Origin of the sequence: Pseudomonas triclosanedens (assembly GCF_026686735.1) — a bacterium.
Classification (GTDB): domain Bacteria; phylum Pseudomonadota; class Gammaproteobacteria; order Pseudomonadales; family Pseudomonadaceae; genus Pseudomonas; species Pseudomonas triclosanedens.
Window position 1 is genome coordinate 2,688,270 of the sequence record NZ_CP113432.1, and the last position, 18,282, is coordinate 2,706,551.

Sequence of the window (18,282 nt, forward strand, 5' to 3'; positions counted from 1 at the left end):
TTCACCCAGCCCGCCATGCGCGCGGTCTTCAGCGACCGGGGCCGGGTGCAGGGCATGCTCGACTTCGAGGCCGCACTGGCCCGCGCCGAGGCCCGCGTCGGGATTATCCCGGCCAGCGCGATGGCGCCCATCGCCGCTGCCTGCCGCGCCGAACTCTACGATTTCGATGCACTGGCCCAGGCCATCTGCAGTGCTGGCAACTCCGCAATTCCGCTGGTGAAGGCCCTGGGCAAGCGCATCGCCGCCGAGGACGCCGAGGCCGAACGCTACGTCCACCTGGGCGCCACCAGCCAGGATGCGATGGACTCCGGGCTGGTCCTGCAACTGCGCATGGCCATCGAACTACTGGAGCGCGATCTCGGCCACCTGGCCGATGCCCTCGCTGCCCAGGCCGGGGCCCATGCTGGCACACCGATGGTTGGCCGTACCTGGTTGCAGCACGCAACACCGGTCACCCTGGGCATGAAGATCGCCGGCTGGCTGGGTGCTATCACCCGCCATCGCCAGCGTCTGGGTGAACTCAAGCCGCGCCTTCTATGCCTGCAGTTCGGCGGCGCTTCCGGCAGCCTCGCAGCGCTGGGCGAGCAGGGTTTCGCAGTGGCCGAAGCGCTGGCCGAAGAATTGAAGCTGCACCTGCCCGAGCAACCCTGGCACACCCAGCGCGACCGCCTGGTCGAGTTCGCCAGCCTGCTCGGCCTGATCGCCGGAAGCCTCGGCAAGCTGGGACGCGACCTGAGCCTGCTGATGCAGACCGAGGCCGGCGAAGTTTTCGAACCCTCCGCGCCGGGCAAGGGCGGCTCGTCCACCATGCCGCACAAGCGCAACCCGGTGGGCGCCGCGGTGCTGATCGGCGCGGCCACCCGCGCCCCGGGCCTTGTCGCGACCCTGTTGGCCGCCATGCCCCAGGAGCACGAGCGCAGCCTCGGCCTGTGGCACGCCGAATGGGAAAGCCTGCCGGAGCTGTGCTGCCTCGTTTCCGGCGCGTTGCAACAGGCGCTGAGCCTGGTGCCAGGGCTGGAGGTCGATGCCGAGCGCATGCTGGCGAACCTCGACCTGACCCGTGGCCTGGTGCTCGCCGAAGCCGTGAGCATCGCCCTGGCCCAGCGCATCGGCCGCGACGCCGCGCACCACCTGGTGGAGCAATGCTGCAAGCAGGCGGTGAAGGAGGGCGCACACCTGCGCGCGGTGCTCGGCGCCAACGCCGACGTCGCCGCGCAACTGAGCGCCGGGGAGCTGGATCGCCTGCTCGATCCGGCCCATTACCTGGGCCAGGCGCGCCGCTGGGTCGAGCGCGCGCTGGCCGAACATCAAACATTTACTTTGCGCTAGGAGCCTTGCATGCCTGCCGTACGTCTCGCCGATGGCGACCTGAACTATCAACTGGAAGGCCCGGCCGGCGCGCCTGTGCTGGTGCTGTCCAACTCCCTGGGCACCGACCTGCACATGTGGGACGCGCAGATTCCGGTGTTTACCGGGCACTTGCGTGTGCTGCGTTACGATACCCGTGGCCACGGCGCCTCGCTGGTCACGCCCGGCCCCTACAGCATCGAGCAGAACGGCCGCGATGTGCTGGCCCTGTTGGACGCGCTGGACATCCCGCGCGCGCATTTCTGCGGCCTGTCCATGGGCGGCCTGATCGGCCAGTGGCTGGGCATCCATGCGCCGGAGCGCATCGAGCGTCTGGTGGTGTGCAACACCGCCGCCAGAATCGGCAGCCCGGAAGTCTGGAACCCGCGCATCGAAACCGTGCTCAGCGGCGGCGCCGAGGCCATGCGCAACCTGCGCGATGCGTCGATCTCGCGCTGGTTCACCGCCGATTTCGCCGAAGCCAACCCGGCGGCCGTGGATGCCATCGTCGGCATGCTCGCGCAGACTTCGCCGGAAGGATACGCGGCCAACTGCGCTGCCGTGCGCGACGCCGATTTCCGTGCTGAGGTCGGCGCGATCACCGCGCCGACCCTGGTGGTATGCGGCGCCGCCGACCCGGTGACGACCACCGAGGATGGCCGTTTCCTGCAGACGCGCATCCCCGGTGCGGAACTTGTGGAGTTCCGTGCCGCGCACCTGTCCAACGTGCAGGCCGCCGACGCCTTCAGCCAGCGCGTACTGGGTTTCCTGCGCGGCTGACCTTGGCTTTCCCGTGGCCGTGCCCGCGCGGGCGGCCAGCGCTTCACACCGGAGTTGGATATGGACGAGAAAGAACGCTACGAAGCCGGCATGCAGGTGCGCCGCGCAGTGCTGGGCGACGCCCACGTCGACCGCAGCCTGCAGAACCGCACGGCTTTCAACGAGGAATTCCAGGAAATGATCACCCGCCACGCCTGGGGTGACATCTGGACCCGCCCGGGCCTGCCGTGCCATACCCGCAGCCTGGTCACCATCGCCATGCTCATCGGCATGAACCGCGAAGGCGAACTCAAGCTGCACCTGCGCGCCGCGCGCAACAACGGCGTGAGCCGCGAGGAGATCAAGGAAGTGTTGCTGCAAAGCGCGATCTACTGCGGCATTCCCGCCGCCAATGCGACGTTCCACCTTGCCGAGGAAGTGTGGAACGAACTGGGCACCGAATCGCTGGGCGAGTGATTCGACAGCGCTTGGCTAGCTCTTGCGGGAGCACCGTTCTGGCAGTTTTGTAGGATAGGCGGAGCTTTACCCATCGAGCCCCATGTGCCGGTATTGATGGGTATCGCAGGCTCCACCCATCCTACGGTTACGACCGGTTTTGACTATGGTGTGAGTCTTAGCAGGAGCGGACGCGGCGCCAGCCGATGCGCTGGAGCACCGTCCTGGCAGTTTTGTAGGATGGGTGGAGCGAAGCGATACCCATCGAGCCCCATGTGCCGGTATTGATGGGTATCGCAGGCTCCACCCATCCTACGGTTACGACCGGTTTTGATTACGGTGTGAGTCTTCGCAGGAGCGGACATGGCGCCAGCCGATGCGCTGGAGTACCGCCCTGGCAGTTTCGTAGGATGGGTGGAGCGAAGCGATAGCCATGCTGAAAGGCTCAGCTCTCCAACTCCTTCCGATCCCTGAACAGCTCCAGCGCCTGCGGATTGGCCAGCGCGTCGGTGTTTTTCACCGGCTGCCCATGTACTACGTTGCGCACCGCCAGTTCGACGATCTTGCCGCTGATGGTGCGCGGGATATCCGTCACCGCGAGAATCTTCGCCGGTACGTGGCGCGGAGTGGTGTTGCTGCGGATGGTCTGGCGGATCCGCTCCTGCAGCGCGTCGTCCAGTTCGATGCCTTCACGCAGGCGCACGAACAGCACCACGCGCACGTCGCCCTGCCAGTCCTGGCCGATGGCGATCGATTCCAGCACCTGTTCGACCTTTTCCACCTGGCGGTAGATTTCCGCGGTGCCGATGCGCACGCCGCCGGGGTTGAGCACGGCGTCGGAGCGGCCGTGGATCACCAGCCCGCCGTGCGCGGTCTCCTCGGCATAGTCGCCGTGGGCCCATACGCCGGGGAAGGTGGCGAAGTAGGCGTTGTGGAATTTCTCGCCGTTCTCGTCGTTCCAGAAACCTACGGGCATCGACGGGAAGTGCTTCACGCAGACCAGCTCGCCTTTCTCGCCGGGCACCGGATGGCCGGCCTCGTTCCAGACCTCCACCGCCATGCCCAGGCCCTTGCATTGCAACTCGCCACGCCATACCGGCGCGGTGGGGTTGCCCAGAGCGAAGCAGGATACGATATCGGTGCCGCCGGAGATCGACGACAGACACAGCTCCGGCTTGATGTCGCGGTAGACGTAATCGAAGCTCTCATGGGCCAGCGGCGAGCCGGTGGACAGCAGACATTTCAGGCGATCCAGCGAGTGGGTCTGGCGCGGGCGCACATTAGCCTTTTCCAGGGCGGCGATGTACTTGGCGCTGGTGCCGAACACGCTGATGCGCTCGGCATCGATCAGGTCGATCAGCCGCTCCGGCCCGGGGTGGAAGGGCGAGCCGTCGTATAGCACCAGCGTGGCGCCGACAGCGAGGCCCGAGACCAGCCAGTTCCACATCATCCAGCCGCAGGTGGTGTAGTAGAACAGCGTGTCGTCCGGCCCCAGGTCGGTGTGCAGGCCGTGCTCCTTCAGGTGCTGCAGCAGCACGCCGCCGGTACTGTGGACGATGCACTTGGGCACGCCGGTGGTTCCGGAGGAATAGAGGATGTACAGCGGGTGGTCGAACGGTACCGGAGTGAACACCGGCGTGCCGCCGCTCTGGTAGAAGTCCTGCCAGAGGCTGACCCGCGCGGAAGTCTTGAAGTCGCCAATCTGCGCGTGGCCGGCGGAATAGGGGACGATGACCAGCTGCACAAGGCTCGGCAACTGGGCGAGGATGTCGTTGAGCTTGCCGGTCAGGTCGAGTTGCCTGCCAGCGTAGCGATAGCCGGCACAGGCGATCAGCACTTTCGGTTCGATCTGGCCGAAGCGGTCGATCACGCCCTGGATGCCGAAGTCCGGCGAGCAACTCGACCATGTGGCACCCAGGCTGCTGGCGGCGAGCATGCCGACTACGGTTTGCCAGGTATTGGGCATGAAGGCGGCGACGCGGTCGCCGACGCCCACGCCGGCTTCGCGAAGGCTGCGTTGCAGGCCGGCGACCTGGGCGGCCAGTTCGGCGTGGCTGATTACTTCGCGACGTTCGTCTTCGCTCACGGCGATCAGTGCCGGCTTGCCGTCGCGGCGGCGCAGCAGGTGCTCGGCGAAGTTCAGGGTGGCGCCGGGGAACCAGCGGGCGTCGGGCATCGCCGGGCCTTCTTCGAGCACCGCCGTGGGCGCTTCGTGGAAGCGCACGTCGAAGGCATCGACGATGGCCAGCCAGAAGGCCTCGCGCTGCTCGACGCTCCAGGCGTGCAGCGCCTGGTAGTCAGGCAGGTCGATGGCGTGCTGCTGCGCGACCTTGCGGCGGAAGGCGTCCATCCGCGTGGCGGCGATGCGTTCGGGGGAGGGGGTCCACAGCGGGGTCATCTTGGGCGTCCGTCTGGTTTTTCTTTCGAACCAGTGTGGCACGGGACTCAAGGATGTAGGAGGGCGCGACGTGCTTTTGCGGGAGAGGTCTGCCGAGGCAGATGCCCCTGCGAAAGCCCGAGCCGTACTCAAGGCCGACCGCAATCGTAGGATGGGTGGGGCTTGCGGACACCCATCAATACCGTCGTGCGTTGCTCGATGGGTATCGCTTCGCTCCACCCATCCTACGGAACTGCCAGGACGGTGCCCCTGCGCATCGGCTGGCGCCGCGTCGCCCTTGCGAAAGCAGCGTTTGCTGAAGCTGGGCCATCCCGCGGGACGGCCGGACTCAGCGCTTGGACAGTTGCGCCTTGGCCACGCGGGAGCCGTTGGGTTTGTCGAGCACCGCGCAGATGCGCTGGCCGGCGTCGATCAGCCGGTTCAGGTCGATACCGGTGTGGATACCCAGGCCGTCGAGCAGGTAGAGCACGTCCTCAGTGGCGACGTTACCGGTCGCCCCCTTGGCGTAGGGACAGCCGCCGAGACCGGCGACCGAGCTGTCGAACACCGCGATGCCTTCCAGCAGGCTGGCGTAGATGTTCGCCGTGGCCTGGCCGTAGGTGTCGTGGAAGTGTCCGGCGAGCTGCGCGCGAGGCACGCGCTGGCCGACGGCTTCGAACATGCGGCGGGTAGCGCCGGCGGTACCGACGCCGATGGTGTCGCCCAGCGAGACTTCATAGCAGCCCATCGTGTGCAGTTCTTCTGCGACGGCGGCGACTTGCGCCACGTCTACTTCGCCCTGGTAGGGGCAGCCGAGCACGCAGGAGACATAGCCGCGCACGCGCACGCCATGCTGGCGGGCGGCTTCCATGACCGGGACGAAACGCTCCAGGCTCTCCTTGATCGAGCAATTGATGTTCCTTTGCGAGAATGCCTCGGAGGCGGCGGCGAACACCGCGACTTCCTCGACCTTCGCTTCGAGCGCCGCCTCGAGGCCCTTCAGGTTCGGCGCCAGCGCGGCGTAGGTGACACCGGCCTTGCGCTGGATACCGGCGAAGACTTCGGCCGAGCCGGCCATCTGCGGCACCCACTTGGGCGAGACGAAGCTACCGACTTCGATGTAGCCCAGGCCGGCAGCGGTAAGGTCGTCCACCAGGCGTACCTTGTCGGCGACGGAGATAGGTTGTTTCTCGTTCTGCAGGCCGTCGCGCGGGCCGACTTCGACCAGGCGGACGGAGGTTGGCAGGGTCATGGATTGTCCTCTTTGGATTCGGGCGAAGGCCGGAGACTGGAGCACAGGATGGGGGTCGCCAGGCTTCGCCCATCCTGCGAGATCGCGGGAGGTCGGGCCTCAGGCCGAAGTTTCCTCCAGCTCCACCAGCGCGGTGCCTTCCGACACCAGCTCGCCTTCGCTGCAATACAGCGATTTCACCACGCCGGCGTGCGGCGCGCGAATGCTGTGTTCCATTTTCATCGCTTCGAGTACAACCAGAGCTGCACCGGCCTCGATGCTCTGGCCGGGCTTGACCAGGATGCGCACGATGCTGCCGTTCATGGGGGCGCCAAGACCGCCCTGGTGCGAGTGCGCGGCTTCCGCCTCGGCGATGGGGTCGAAGCGCTGCACCGCCACCAGTTCACCGTTCCACTCCAGATAGAGGCTGTCGCCACGGCGGATCACCTGGTGACGGCGGCGGATGTCGCCATCCTTCACCTCCAGCCACTGGCCGTCGAGGTGGGCGATGCGCTGGCCGCCGGCATGGCGCAGACGTACCACCTGCGATTCGCCCTTGGCCAGCAGGTGCAGGTCGGTTTCTCCCGGCAGGCCGCTGCGCCAGCCACTCTGGGCGGACCAGGGCGAGTGGGCGTCGTCGCTGCGCACACGGGCGGCTTCGCTCTGCACCCAGGCTTCGCCGGCCAGTTGCCAGAAGCGCTCCGGCAGGGCGGTGGCGGTGGGCAGCAGGGCGTCCTGGTGGCGGGCGATGAAGCCGGTATCCAGCTCGCCGTCGGCGAAGGCCGGGTGAGCCAGCACGCGGCGCAGGAAGGCCAGGTTGGTCTTGAAGCCGCCGACGGCGGTTTCGCTCAGCATCGACAGCAGGCGCTGGCGCGCTTCCTCGCGGTTCTCGCCCCAGGCGATCAGCTTGGCCAGCATCGGGTCGTAGAACGGCGAAATGTCGTCGCCCTCGCGGATGCCGCTGTCCACCCGGCGGCCGGGGCCGGCGGAAGGCTCGCGGTACAGCGCGAGGTGGCCGCTGGCGGGCAGGAAGCCGCCTTCGGGGTCCTCGGCGTAGAGGCGCACTTCGATGGCGTGGCCCATCAGCGGCACCTGCTCCTGGGTGATCGGCAGCGGCTCGCCACGGGCGACGCGGATCTGCCAGGCTACCAGGTCGAGGCCGGTGATGGCTTCGGTGACCGGGTGCTCCACCTGCAGGCGGGTGTTCATTTCCATGAAGAAGAACTGGCCGCTGCCTTCGTCGTAGAGGAATTCCACGGTGCCGGCGCCAACGTAGCCGATGGCCTGGGCGGCGCGTACGGCGGCCTCGCCCATGCCTTGCCGCAGCTCCACGGAGAGGCCCGGTGCGGGAGCTTCTTCCACCACTTTCTGGTGGCGGCGCTGGATCGAACAGTCGCGCTCGTTGAGGTACAGGCAGTTGCCGTGCTTGTCGGCGAAGACCTGGATTTCCACGTGGCGCGGCTTGGTCAGGTACTTCTCCACCAGCATGCGCGAGTCGCCGAAACCGGACTGCGCTTCACGCTGGGCGGATTCCAGCGCCTCGGCCAGTTCGGCCTCGCGCTCGACCACTTTCATGCCCTTGCCGCCACCGCCGGCGGCGGCTTTCAGCAGCACCGGGTAGCCGATGCGCTGCGCTTCGCGCTGGAAGGTCGCGTAGTCCTGGGCCTCGCCGTGGTAGCCGGGCACCAGCGGCACGCCGGCGGTTTCCATCAGCGCCTTGGCGGCGGACTTGCTGCCCATGGCGTCGATGGCGCTGGCCGGCGGGCCGAGGAAGACCAGCCCGGCCTCTTCGCAGGCACGGGCGAAGCCGGCGTTCTCCGAGAGGAAGCCGTAGCCGGGGTGTATGGCCTGGGCGCCGGCGGCCTTCGCGGCGGCCAGCACGGCATCGGCGCGCAGGTAGCTCTCGGCGGGCTTGGCGCCGCCCAGGTCGATGGCGATATCCGCCTCTTCGACGTGGCGGGCGTTGCGGTCGGTGGCGCTGTGCACGGCCACGGTGGTCAGGCCCAGGGCCTTGGCCGTGCGCATCACGCGGCAGGCGATCTCGCCGCGGTTGGCCACCAGGAGGGTATCGATCGTGCTCATCAGACTTGCTCCTGCCAGGCCGGTTTGCGTTTTTCCAGGAAGGCGCGCAGGCCTTCCTGCCCCTCGGGGCTGATGCGGATGCGGGCGATTGCCGCTTCGGTATAGCGGCGCAGTTCGGGCTTGAGTTCGCCGGCGCCGATTTCATGGAACAGCGCCTTGCAGGCCACCAGGGCCGCCGGACTGTTGTTCAGCAGGTTGGCGATCCAGGCGTCGGCCTTGTCGTCCAGCTCGGCGGCCGGGTAGTGCTCGTCCACCAGGCCCAGCTCGCGGGCGCGCACGCCGCTGAAGCGCTCGGCGGTCATGGCGTAGCGGGTGGCGGCGCGCTGGCCGATGGCCTTGGTGACGAACGGGCCGATGGTGGCCGGGATCAGGCCGATACGCACTTCGGACAGGCAGAACTGCGCATCCTCGGCGGCCAGCGCCATGTCGCAGCAGGACACCAGACCGAGGCCGCCGCCGAAGGCCGCGCCCTGTACCACGGCGAGGGTCGGTTTCTTCAGTTGATGCAGGTTGTAGAGCAGTTCGGCGAGCTGCTGGGCGTCGGCCAGGTTGCCCTGGTAGTCCAGTTGCACGGATTCCTGCATCCAGGAAAGGTCCGCTCCGCCGCAGAAATGCCTGCCGCGTCCGCGCAGCACCACCAGGCGCACGCGCTTGTCGCTGGCCACCGCGTCCAGCGCCCGGATCAGCTCGGCGATGGTCTGGGCATTGAAGGCGTTGTTCTTGTCCGGGCGGTTCAGCCAGAGGCTGGCGACGCCGCGCGGGTCGATATCGAGTTCTATGTTCTGGAAGTCGGTCATGGCGGCGGCCTTACATGCGGAAGACGCCGAAGCGGGTAGCTTCGATGGGCGCGTTGAGCGAGGCGGAGAGGGCGAGGCCGAGCACGTCGCGGGTCTGCGCCGGGTCGATGACGCCGTCGTCCCACAGGCGCGCGCTGGAGTAGTAGGGGTGGCCCTGGCGCTCGTACTGTTCGAGGATCGGCGCCTTGATCTTCGCCTCGTCCTCGGCGGATAGCGCACTGCCGGCGCGTTCGGCCTGCTCGCGCTTGACCTGGGCGAGCACGCCGGCGGCCTGCTCGCCGCCCATCACGCCGATCCTCGCGTTGGGCCACATCCACAGGAAGCGCGGATCGTAGGCGCGGCCGCACATGCCGTAGTTACCGGCGCCGAAGCTGCCGCCGATGATCACGGTGAACTTCGGCACCTGGGCGCAGGCCACGGCGGTGACCAGCTTGGCGCCGTGCTTGGCGATGCCGCCGGCCTCGTATTTCTGGCCGACCATGAAGCCGGTGATGTTCTGCAGGAACACCAGCGGGATGCCGCGCTGGCAGGCCAGTTCGATGAAGTGCGCGCCTTTCTGCGCGGCCTCGGCGAAGAGGATGCCGTTGTTGGCCAGGATCGCCACCGGGTAGCCGTGCAGGTGGGCGAAGCCACACACCAGGGTGGTGCCGAACAGCGCCTTGAACTCGTCGAACTCGCTGCCATCCACCAGGCGCGCGATGATCTCGCGCACGTCGAAGGGCTGCTTGCTGTCCACCGGGATCACCCCGTACAGCTCCTCGGCGGCGTATAGCGGCGCGCGCGGAGTACGGGTGTTGAGCTTGCCCTGCTTGGTCCAGTTGAGGTTGGCGATGCAGCGGCGCGCGATGGCCAGAGCGTGCTCGTCATTCTCGGCGTAATGGTCGGCCACGCCGGAGGTCTTGCAGTGCACGTCGGCGCCGCCCAGGTCCTCGGCGCTCACCACCTCGCCGGTTGCGGCTTTCACCAGCGGCGGGCCGGCGAGGAAGATGGTGGCCTGGTTGCGCACCATGATGGTCTCGTCGCTCATCGCCGGCACGTAGGCGCCGCCGGCGGTGCAGGAGCCCATCACCACGGCGATCTGCGGGATGCCCTGGGCGCTCATGTTGGCCTGGTTGAAGAAGATGCGGCCGAAGTGCTCGCGGTCGGGGAATACTTCGTCCTGCCGCGGCAGGTTGGCGCCGCCCGAGTCCACCAGGTAGATGCACGGCAGGCGGTTCTGCTGGGCGATGGTCTGGGCGCGCAGGTGCTTCTTCACGGTCAGCGGGTAGTAGCTGCCGCCTTTTACCGTGGCGTCGTTGCCGACGATCATGCACTCCACGCCTTCCACGCGGCCGATGCCGGCGACCACGCCGGCGGCGGCGACATCTTCGCCGTACACCTCATGGGCGGCGAGGGCGGAGACTTCGAGGAAGGGCGAGCCGGCGTCGAGCAGGCGGTTGATGCGCTCGCGCACCAGCAGCTTGCCGCGCGCGGTGTGCTTGGCCTGGGCGGCGGCGCCGCCGCCTTCGTGGACGCGGCCGAGGAGGGCGCACAGGTCCTGGACGTTCTCCAGCATGGCCGCGGCATTGGCGGCGTATTCCGGGGAACGGGTATTGAGTTGGGTGCCGAGGATGGTCATGGGGTCTCCACGAGCGGGAAAGCTGCTTTCGTAGGAGCGGAGCTTCTCCGCGATGCTCTTGTCCCGGCGTTGCCGGGATTTCGCGGACAAGGTCCGCTCCTAAGGGATCGAAGGAGCGGGTGGGTTCAGCGGGTCTCGTTGAACAGCTCGCGGCCGATCAGCATGCGGCGGATTTCGCTGGTGCCGGCGCCGATCTCGTAGAGCTTGGCGTCGCGCAGCAGGCGGCCGGTGGGGAACTCGTTGATGTAGCCGTTGCCGCCGAGGATCTGGATGGCGTCCAGGGCCATCTGGGTGGCGCGCTCGGCGGTGTAGAGGATCACCCCGGCGGCGTCCTTGCGGGTGGTCTCGCCACGGTCGCAGGCCTGGGCCACGGCATAGAGGTAGGCGCGGCTGGCATTGAGCTGGGTGTACATGTCGGCGACCTTGCCCTGGATGAGCTGGAACTCGCCGATGCTCTGGCCGAACTGCTTGCGGTCGTGGATGTAGGGGACGATCACGTCCATGCATGCCTGCATGATGCCGATCGGGCCGCCGGCGAGCACCACGCGCTCGTAGTCCAGGCCGCTCATCAGCACCTTCACGCCGCCGTTGACCGCGCCCAGCACGTTCTCTTCCGGCACTTCCACGTCATCGAAGAACAGCTCGCAGGTGTTGGAACCGCGCATGCCCAGCTTGTCGAACTTGTTGCCGCGGCTGAAGCCCTTCCAGTCGCGCTCGACGATGAACGCGGTGATGCCGTGGGCGCCTTTCTCCGGCTCGGTCTTGGCGTAGATCACGTAGGTGTTGGCGTCCGGGCCGTTGGTGATCCAGGTCTTGCTGCCGTTGAGCACGAAGCGGTCGCCGCGCTTCTCGGCGCGCAGCTTCATCGACACCACGTCGGAACCGGCGTTGGGCTCGCTCATGGCCAGGGCGCCGATGTGCTCGCCGCTGATCAGCTTGGGCAGGTACTTGGCCTTCTGCTCCGCGTTGCCATTGCGCTTGATCTGGTTGACGCACAGGTTGGAGTGCGCGCCGTAGGACAGGCCAACCGACGCCGAACCCCGGCTGATTTCCTCGATGGCGATGACGTGGGCCAGGTAGCCCATGTTGGCGCCGCCGTATTCCTCGCTGACGGTGATGCCGAGCAGGCCCATGTCACCGAACTTCTTCCACATGTCCATCGGGAACAGGTTGTCGGCGTCGATCTGCGCGGCGCGCGGGGCGAGTTCGCTGGCGACGAAGCCCTGCACCTGCTCGCGCAGCATGTCGATGGTTTCGCCGAGGCCGAAGTTGAGGGAGGGGTAGCTCATGGAATCACCTGTACTTGTATTTGTAATTTGATGAGAGAGCGGAGCAGGGCGTCGGGGTCAGCTCGGCACGCGCTGCTTGCGGGGTTTGGCGGTCTCGGACATGGCCGCCAGGCAGCGTTCCTCGGCGGTGTCCAGTTCCAGTTTCATCTGCTCGATGTCGAGCAGTTGCTGTTCCAGTTGCGCGCGGCGCGCGGTGATCTTGTCGAGGAAGGTCTGCAGTTGCTTGTGGTTGCCGCTGCTGGGGTCGTAGAGGTCGATCAGTTCCTTGCACTCGGCCAGCGAGAAACCGATGCGCTTGCCACGCAGGATCAGCTTCAGGGCCACCAGGTCCTTCGGGCTGTAGATGCGCTCCTGGCCACGGCGCTCGGGGCTGAGCATGCCCTGTTCCTCGTAGAAGCGAATGGCGCGGGTGGTGACGTCCAGTTCGCGGGCCAGCTCTGAGATGGTGTAGGTCGTGGGCATGGGCTTGCTCGGTTGTTTACCTTTACGTTAACGTAAACCTGCCTCGAGTCACTGTCAACACACCTCGAAGGCGGTGTGGGAAGAAACCCTGGCCTGGGAATTGCCTGCCTCGCGGGACTGACCTTGCCGGCAGGGGCTTCCCCTTTACTGACGCCGCCTGCGGGTGTACACAGCCCTGACCAGCCTGCGAGTTCCGCCCCAACACAGGGCGCGGAACCTACCGGAGCGAAGCATGACTACAAGAACAATAAGCAGCGACGCGCTGCGTGAAGCCCACCTTGCCCGCGAACGCCTGCAACAGGAGGGCGAAGTGCCCAGCGGCGTGCTCCGCGAGGAGATCGACGCGTCCTGGCGCCGCAGCCTGGGCCACGGCCTGGATTGCGCGAGTGGCACCGAGCAGGCCCTCGACACACGGATCGAGCCCGATGTGCTGCTGGCCGGCAACCGCCTGCTGCTGGATGCCGCCACTCCCGAACTCGACTATCTGCAGCAACGCCAGGGCCACGATGGAGTGATCATCCTGGCCAACGCCGACGCCACCATCCTGTCCGTCGAGGGTGCCCGCGAGCGCATGCAGAGCAAGGGCCTGGCCGACATCGTCCAGGGCGCCTGCTGGAGCGAAGCCTCCCGTGGCACCAACGCCCTGGGTACCGCCCTGGTGGAAAAGCGCGCCACGCAGATCGACTGCGGCGAGCACTTCCTTGACCGCCTCAGCCGCTTCTCCTGCACCTCGGTACCCATCGAAGGGCCGCAGGGCACCTTGCTCGGCGTGCTCGACATGACTCGCGAGGGGCCGCTTTCCGGCCCGCGCGAAAGCCTTTCGCTGCTCAGCCTCGCAGTGTTCCAGATCGAGGCGCGGCTATTTGCCGTCAGTCACCCGGGGCAGGTGGTGATCGCCTTCCATTACCGTCGGCAGTACCTCGACTCCGCCTGGCAGGGCCTGCTGGCGCTGGGGCTGGACGGCAAGGTGCTGGCCGTCAGCGGGCAGGCCTGCCAGTTGCTCGGTGCCAACCGCGAAAGCCTGGTGGGCCGGCGCAGCGAAGACTTGCTCGGCCTGCGCGGCGACCAGTTGCTGGCGCGCCTCTATCAGGGCGGCGTGGGCAGCCTGCAGACGCCCAAGGGCGAGCTGTTCTACAAGACCCTGCAAGCGCCGCTGCGCAGCCATGCGGTGCCGGTCAGCGCCCGCGCGCCGCGCCCGGCGGCCGGTCCCGATCTCGATGCCCTGGCCGGAAACCACCCGCGTTACGCCCGTGCGCTGCGCATGGCGCGTCAGGGGCTGGTGAACGAACTGCCGGTGCTGCTGCTGGGCGAAACCGGCAGCGGCAAGGAAGTGGTAGCCCGTGCCCTGCACCAGGCCAGCGCGCGCAGCGACAAGCCCTTCGTCGCGGTCAACTGCGCAGCGATTCCCGAAGGGCTGATCGAGTCTGAACTGTTCGGCTACCGTGACGGTGCCTTCACCGGCTCACGACGCGGCGGCATGGTAGGCCGGCTGCAACAGGCCCACGGCGGCACGCTGTTCCTCGACGAAATCGGCGACATGCCGCTGGCCCTGCAAGCGCGTCTGCTGCGTGTGCTCCAGGAGCGCAAGGTGGCGCCGTTGGGGGCTGGCGAGGAGCAGGACATCGATGTCGCGCTGATCTGCGCTACCCACCGGGACCTCAAGCGCCTGGTGGAAGAAAAGCACTTCCGTGAAGACCTCTACTACCGCGTCAATGGCATCAGCGTGAAGCTGCCGGCCCTGCGCGAGCGCGAGGACCTCGCCGAACTGGCCGCCGGCGTGCTCGCACGTCTCGGCGCGCCCAAGGTGAAACTTTCCACCGAACTGCTGGCGCTGCTGCGCGAGTACCACTGGCCGGGCAACATTCGCCAACTGGAGATGGTCCTGCGTACAGCGCTGGCCATGCGCGAGGAGGGTGAGGAAGAGCTGGGCCTGGAGCATCTGCCCGACAGCACCCTGGATGAACTCAGCGCTGGCGAAAGGCCGCAGAGCGGCAGCATCCGCGAAAACGAGCTGGAGCTGATCCGCCAGGCGCTGGAGCGCCACCAGGGCAACGTCTCCGCCGCCGCCGACGCGCTGGGCATCAGCCGCGCCACGCTGTACCGCAAACTCAAGCAACTCAAGGTGGGCTGATGTTCTTCACCCGCCTGATCGAGAGCGACGATCCGCAGGCGCTCAAGGCGTCGCTGCGCTGGCTGTATGGCTTCGTGCGCCCGCACCGGCTGGCGATTGCCGGGCTGCTCGGGCTGTCGTTCTGCGCATCGCTGCTGGTGCTGGCGCAGCCCTGGCTGACCAAACTGCTGATCGACGACGGCCTGCTGGCGAAGAATTTCCCGGTGCTGGTCGCGGTGGCGGCGGCGATGATCGTCGCCGGGCTGGTCGGTACTGCGCTGTCCGGCCTCAACCGCTACCTGCACACGCGCCTCTCCGGGCGCATCCTGTTCGCCCTGCGCGATGCGCTCTACCGCCATTTGCAGACACTGTCGCCGAGCTTCTTCGGCCGCCGCCGCATCGGCGACCTGATGTCCCGGCTGGACGGTGACGTCGCCGAGATCCAGCGCTTCGCCGTGGACTCGCTGTTCTCTGCCGTCTCCAGTGTCATCGGGCTGGTCGGCGCGCTGGTGCTGCTGCTTACCCTGTCGTGGAAGCTGTCGCTGCTGGTGGCGCTGCTGATCCCGCTGGATGTGCTCTGGCTGCGCTGGATGCGGCGCAAGGTAGAGCGCGAGGCGCGCGGCCTGCGCGAGCGTTCGGCGGACCTCTCGTCGTTCTTCGTCGAGACGCTGCCGGCCATGAAATTCATCCAGTCCGCCGGCCAGCAATCCCGCGAGGCCGGGCGCCTGGAAGGTCTGGGGCAGGGCTACCTGGGCCAATTGTTGCGCCTGCAGCTAACCGAATTCTTCACCCAGACGGTACCCGGCACATTGATGTCGCTGTCCCGCGCCTGCGCCTTCCTGGTCGGCGGCTACTGGGTGGTGCAGGGGACCTGGCAACTCGGTTCGCTGATCGCCTTCTCCACCTACCTCGGTATGGCCATCGGGCCGGTGCAGAGCCTGCTCGGCCTGTATGTGGCGTTGCAGCGCATGACCGTCAGCCTGGGCCGGGTGATGGAGCTGCGCGGCGAGGAAGCCGCTATCGTTTCGCCCGCCTCACCACGGCCGATGCCGGCGGTGGGCGAGCTGCGCCTGGAAAATCTGCACTATGCCTGGCCGGGGCGCGCGCAGGCGGTCTTGCAGAATGCACAGGCGGTCATTCCCGCCGGCCTCAAGGTTGCCCTGAGCGGCCCGTCCGGCGTCGGCAAGAGCACCCTGATCGACCTGCTGCAACGCTTCTACGACCCCGACCAGGGGCGCATCCTGCTGGACGGCGTGGACCTGCGCGAGCTGGACCTGCAAGCCCTGCGCCGGCGCGTGGCGGTGGTCAGCCAGGACATCGTGCTGTTCCGCGGCAGCCTGGCCGACAACCTGGCCTACAGTGCGCCGGAGTCGAGCCGCGAGGCCATCGACCGGGCCGCCCGCGCTGCGCAGCTCGACGGCCTGATCGCCAGCCTCCCCGAAGGCCTCGACAGCCCGCTGGGCGAGCGCGGCCAGCAGCTTTCCGGCGGGCAGAAGCAACGCATCGCCATCGCCCGCGCGCTCTTGCAGGATCCGTTGGTCCTGGTGCTCGACGAAGCCACCTCGCAGGTGGATGAAAGTACCGAGCGCGAGGTGATCGCCGCCATTGACCAATTGTTCGCCGGGCGTACGCGCCTGCTGATCAGCCATCGTCCCTCGACGCTGGCCGCCGCCGATCTGCACCTGGAGTTGCAGGATGGCCAGATACGCGTGCGTGAGCCCCAGCCGGTGCAGCGATATGAAGCCTGACGTGCGGATCGGGGTGGTGGATAGCGGCTTCGCGGACCCGCGGGCCGCCAGCGTGATCGTTGCGCGCCGTTTCTTTCTGACTGACAGCGGATACGGCGAGGACGCCGCGCTGGCCGATGCCCTCGGACACGGCAGCGCCGTCTGCGATGCCATTCTCCGCCGCAATCCGCAAGCCCGCCTGTGCGTGGCGCAGGTGTTCGACGAACGCGGCGTGACCAGTCCGCTACAGATCGCCGCCGCGCTGCACTGGCTGGCTGGGCAGGGTGTGCGGCTGATCAACCTGAGCCTGGGCGTGCGCCAGGACCGACCGCTCCTGCGCGAGGCCGTGGCGGAACTGGTTGGCGCCGGTGTATTGGTTTGTGCATCCAGCCCGGCGCGTGGCGAGCCGGTGTTCCCGGCGAGTTATCCGGGTGTGATCCGGGTGACGGGCGATGCGCGCTGCGCCGAAGGCGAGTGGTCGTGGCTGGATAGCCCGCAGGCGGATTTCGGCGCGGCGGTCAGGGTTGCCGGGCGCGCCGGAGCGAGCCTCGGCTGCGCGGCGCTCAGTGGCCATCTCGCGCAACTGCTGGGTGAGCAGCCGGCATTGTCGAACGCGCAGCTCATCGAGACGCTGCGCGAGCGGGCGGCGTTTCGCGGTATCGAACGGAAGGTGGGTGCATGAGCGGAGCCGAGCCGGCAGTCCTGATCCTTGGTGCCGGCCCTGCTGGCGCGGCTGTCGCGCTGGGCCTGCGGCGCCTCGGCCATGCGGTCGCCATCATCAGTGAGTGGCGCCGCTTCGCCGCCGTCGAAGGGGTTTCCCTGCGCGTGCTGGAAGGGCTGCGCAGCGCCGGCCTGGAACGCGCCCTGGGTTGCGTCGCCGCGCCCTCGCAGCGCCGCGTACAGTGGAACGGCACGGTCAGCGCGCAGAACATCGAATACATCCTCGACCGCCCCCGTTTCGATGCCGGCCTGCGCGAAGACTTGCGCGCGGCGGGCGTCGAATTGGTCGAAGCGCAGGTGCTGGCGGTAGAAGAAGGCGGCCGTGGCTGGAGCGTGAAGCTCGACGATGGCCGCGAGCTGTGCGGTGCGTTCCTCGTCGAGGCCCGTGGCCGCCAGGCGCCTTTGAACCAGAAGGGCGGCAAGGCCCGGCGCGGGCCGGAGACTCTGAGCCTGCTCAATCGCTGGCAGGGCGGGCCGGGGCCTCTGGCGAGTGCCGTGGAAAGCCTGCCGGACGGCTGGGCGTGGATGGCTCGCCTGGGCGACGGGCGCTGCTACTGGCAGCTCACCCTGGATGTCGCCAGCAGCCAGCTACCGCCACGCGAGCACCTGCTCGACTACTGCCGCGAACGCCGCGCCGCCTCGCTGCTGGCGCGGGAGTTCTTCGGCGCTGGCGAACAGCGCGAGCTGGACCTTCATGCCCGCAGCAGCACGGCGATCCTGTCGCTGGAAGCCTGCGGCGACAACTGGATCCGCGTGGGCGATGCTGCGATGGCGGTGGATCCGCTGTCCGGCAACGGCATATTCCAGTCGCTGTCGTCGGCCCTGCAGGCGCCGCTGGTGATCAATACATTGCTGCGCGCCCCGGAGCGCGCAGCACTGGCAAGGCGTTTCCACCAGCAGCGGGTGGAGCATCTATTCCTGCGTTTCGCCCGTGTCGGGCGGGATTTCTACGCCAGCGAGGAACGCTGGGCCGGACAGCCGTTCTGGCAGGCCCGTCGAGCTTGGCCGGACTCGCAGCCGAGCCACGCGCCGGCGGACTTCTTCGGCCTGCGCATCGAACGCGCGCCGGTGCTGCGCGGAGAATTCGTCGACGAGGCGGAGGTGGTGATCAGTGCCGACCAGCCGCTGGGTATCTGGCATCTGGACGGGATGGAGCTTGCGCCCTGGCTGCGCCGTCTTCGCTCCGAGCCCGAAGCCCGGGTGCTGGCGGACCTGCCCGTGGAGCGGCGCCGGGCGTTCCAGGGTTGGCTATTGGCGCACGGATATCGTCCGCGTCCTGAACCGTAAGGCGCGAGGCCCATCACCGA

14 protein-coding genes are annotated in these 18,282 nt (G+C 67.7%); 7 read left to right on the plus strand and 7 right to left on the minus strand.

The genetic code is table 11. From position 1 onward, the window contains the following. Positions 1–15: 15 nt before the first annotated feature. The 3 genes from OU419_RS12655 to pcaC are packed head-to-tail and all read left to right on the plus strand — an operon-like array spanning position 16 to position 2,583. Positions 16–1,329, plus strand: a complete 1,314-nt coding sequence (locus tag OU419_RS12655) for a 3-carboxy-cis,cis-muconate cycloisomerase (protein WP_254473488.1) — start codon at positions 16–18, stop codon at positions 1,327–1,329. 9 nt (positions 1,330–1,338) lie between these two features. After that, positions 1,339–2,127, plus strand: coding sequence for a 3-oxoadipate enol-lactonase (pcaD, locus tag OU419_RS12660; protein ID WP_254472772.1), 789 nt, complete (start codon positions 1,339–1,341; stop codon positions 2,125–2,127). Between the two features lie 60 nt (positions 2,128–2,187). Next, positions 2,188–2,583, plus strand: a complete 396-nt coding sequence (gene pcaC, locus OU419_RS12665) for a 4-carboxymuconolactone decarboxylase (protein ID WP_254472770.1) — start codon at positions 2,188–2,190, stop codon at positions 2,581–2,583. 424 nt (positions 2,584–3,007) lie between these two features. Here the strand turns inward: pcaC and OU419_RS12670 are convergent, their stop codons facing one another. The 7 genes from OU419_RS12670 to OU419_RS12700 form a co-directional block, all read right to left on the minus strand. Continuing rightward, positions 3,008–4,960 carry an acetoacetate--CoA ligase gene (locus OU419_RS12670; protein ID WP_254472768.1) on the minus strand — a complete coding sequence of 651 codons (1,953 nt, stop codon included), beginning with the start codon at positions 4,958–4,960 and terminating at the stop codon, positions 3,008–3,010. 328 nt (positions 4,961–5,288) lie between these two features. After that, positions 5,289–6,191 carry a hydroxymethylglutaryl-CoA lyase gene (locus tag OU419_RS12675; protein WP_254472766.1) on the minus strand — a complete coding sequence of 301 codons (903 nt, stop codon included), beginning with the start codon at positions 6,189–6,191 and terminating at the stop codon, positions 5,289–5,291. Between the two features lie 99 nt (positions 6,192–6,290). After that, positions 6,291–8,252, minus strand: a complete 1,962-nt coding sequence (locus tag OU419_RS12680; protein ID WP_254472764.1) for an acetyl/propionyl/methylcrotonyl-CoA carboxylase subunit alpha — start codon at positions 8,250–8,252, stop codon at positions 6,291–6,293. Then, complete coding sequence (locus OU419_RS12685) at positions 8,252–9,049, minus strand: gamma-carboxygeranoyl-CoA hydratase (protein WP_254472762.1); 798 nt, start codon at positions 9,047–9,049, stop codon at positions 8,252–8,254. Before OU419_RS12685 ends, OU419_RS12680 begins: the two co-directional genes overlap by 1 nt. Positions 9,050–9,059: 10 nt before the next feature. Then, positions 9,060–10,667 carry a carboxyl transferase domain-containing protein gene (locus OU419_RS12690; protein WP_254473486.1) on the minus strand — a complete coding sequence of 536 codons (1,608 nt, stop codon included), beginning with the start codon at positions 10,665–10,667 and terminating at the stop codon, positions 9,060–9,062. Between the two features lie 125 nt (positions 10,668–10,792). Continuing rightward, positions 10,793–11,956 carry an isovaleryl-CoA dehydrogenase gene (locus OU419_RS12695; RefSeq protein WP_243806826.1) on the minus strand — a complete coding sequence of 388 codons (1,164 nt, stop codon included), beginning with the start codon at positions 11,954–11,956 and terminating at the stop codon, positions 10,793–10,795. 57 nt (positions 11,957–12,013) lie between these two features. Then, a complete protein-coding gene (locus OU419_RS12700; RefSeq protein ID WP_254472760.1) occupies positions 12,014–12,418 on the minus strand; it encodes a MerR family transcriptional regulator in 405 nt (134 codons plus the stop codon). 232 nt (positions 12,419–12,650) lie between these two features. Here OU419_RS12700 and OU419_RS12705 point away from each other — a divergent pair, with 232 nt between their 5' ends. The 4 genes from OU419_RS12705 to qhpG are packed head-to-tail and all read left to right on the plus strand — an operon-like array spanning position 12,651 to position 18,262. Further along, on the plus strand, positions 12,651–14,549 hold the full coding sequence (locus OU419_RS12705; RefSeq protein WP_254472758.1) for a sigma-54-dependent Fis family transcriptional regulator: 1,899 nt from the start codon (positions 12,651–12,653) through the stop codon (positions 14,547–14,549). Next, entirely contained in the window at positions 14,549–16,276 is a 1,728-nt protein-coding gene (locus OU419_RS12710) for an ABC transporter ATP-binding protein (protein WP_254472756.1), read from the plus strand. The genes OU419_RS12705 and OU419_RS12710 overlap by 1 nt, the downstream gene beginning before the upstream one ends. Next, on the plus strand, positions 16,266–16,937 hold the full coding sequence (qhpE, locus tag OU419_RS12715; RefSeq protein ID WP_254472754.1) for a subtilisin-like serine protease QhpE: 672 nt from the start codon (positions 16,266–16,268) through the stop codon (positions 16,935–16,937). Before OU419_RS12710 ends, qhpE begins: the two co-directional genes overlap by 11 nt. After that, on the plus strand, positions 16,934–18,262 hold the full coding sequence (gene qhpG / locus OU419_RS12720; protein WP_254472752.1) for a flavin-dependent monooxygenase QhpG: 1,329 nt from the start codon (positions 16,934–16,936) through the stop codon (positions 18,260–18,262). The genes qhpE and qhpG overlap by 4 nt, the downstream gene beginning before the upstream one ends. Positions 18,263–18,282: the final 20 nt, after the last annotated feature.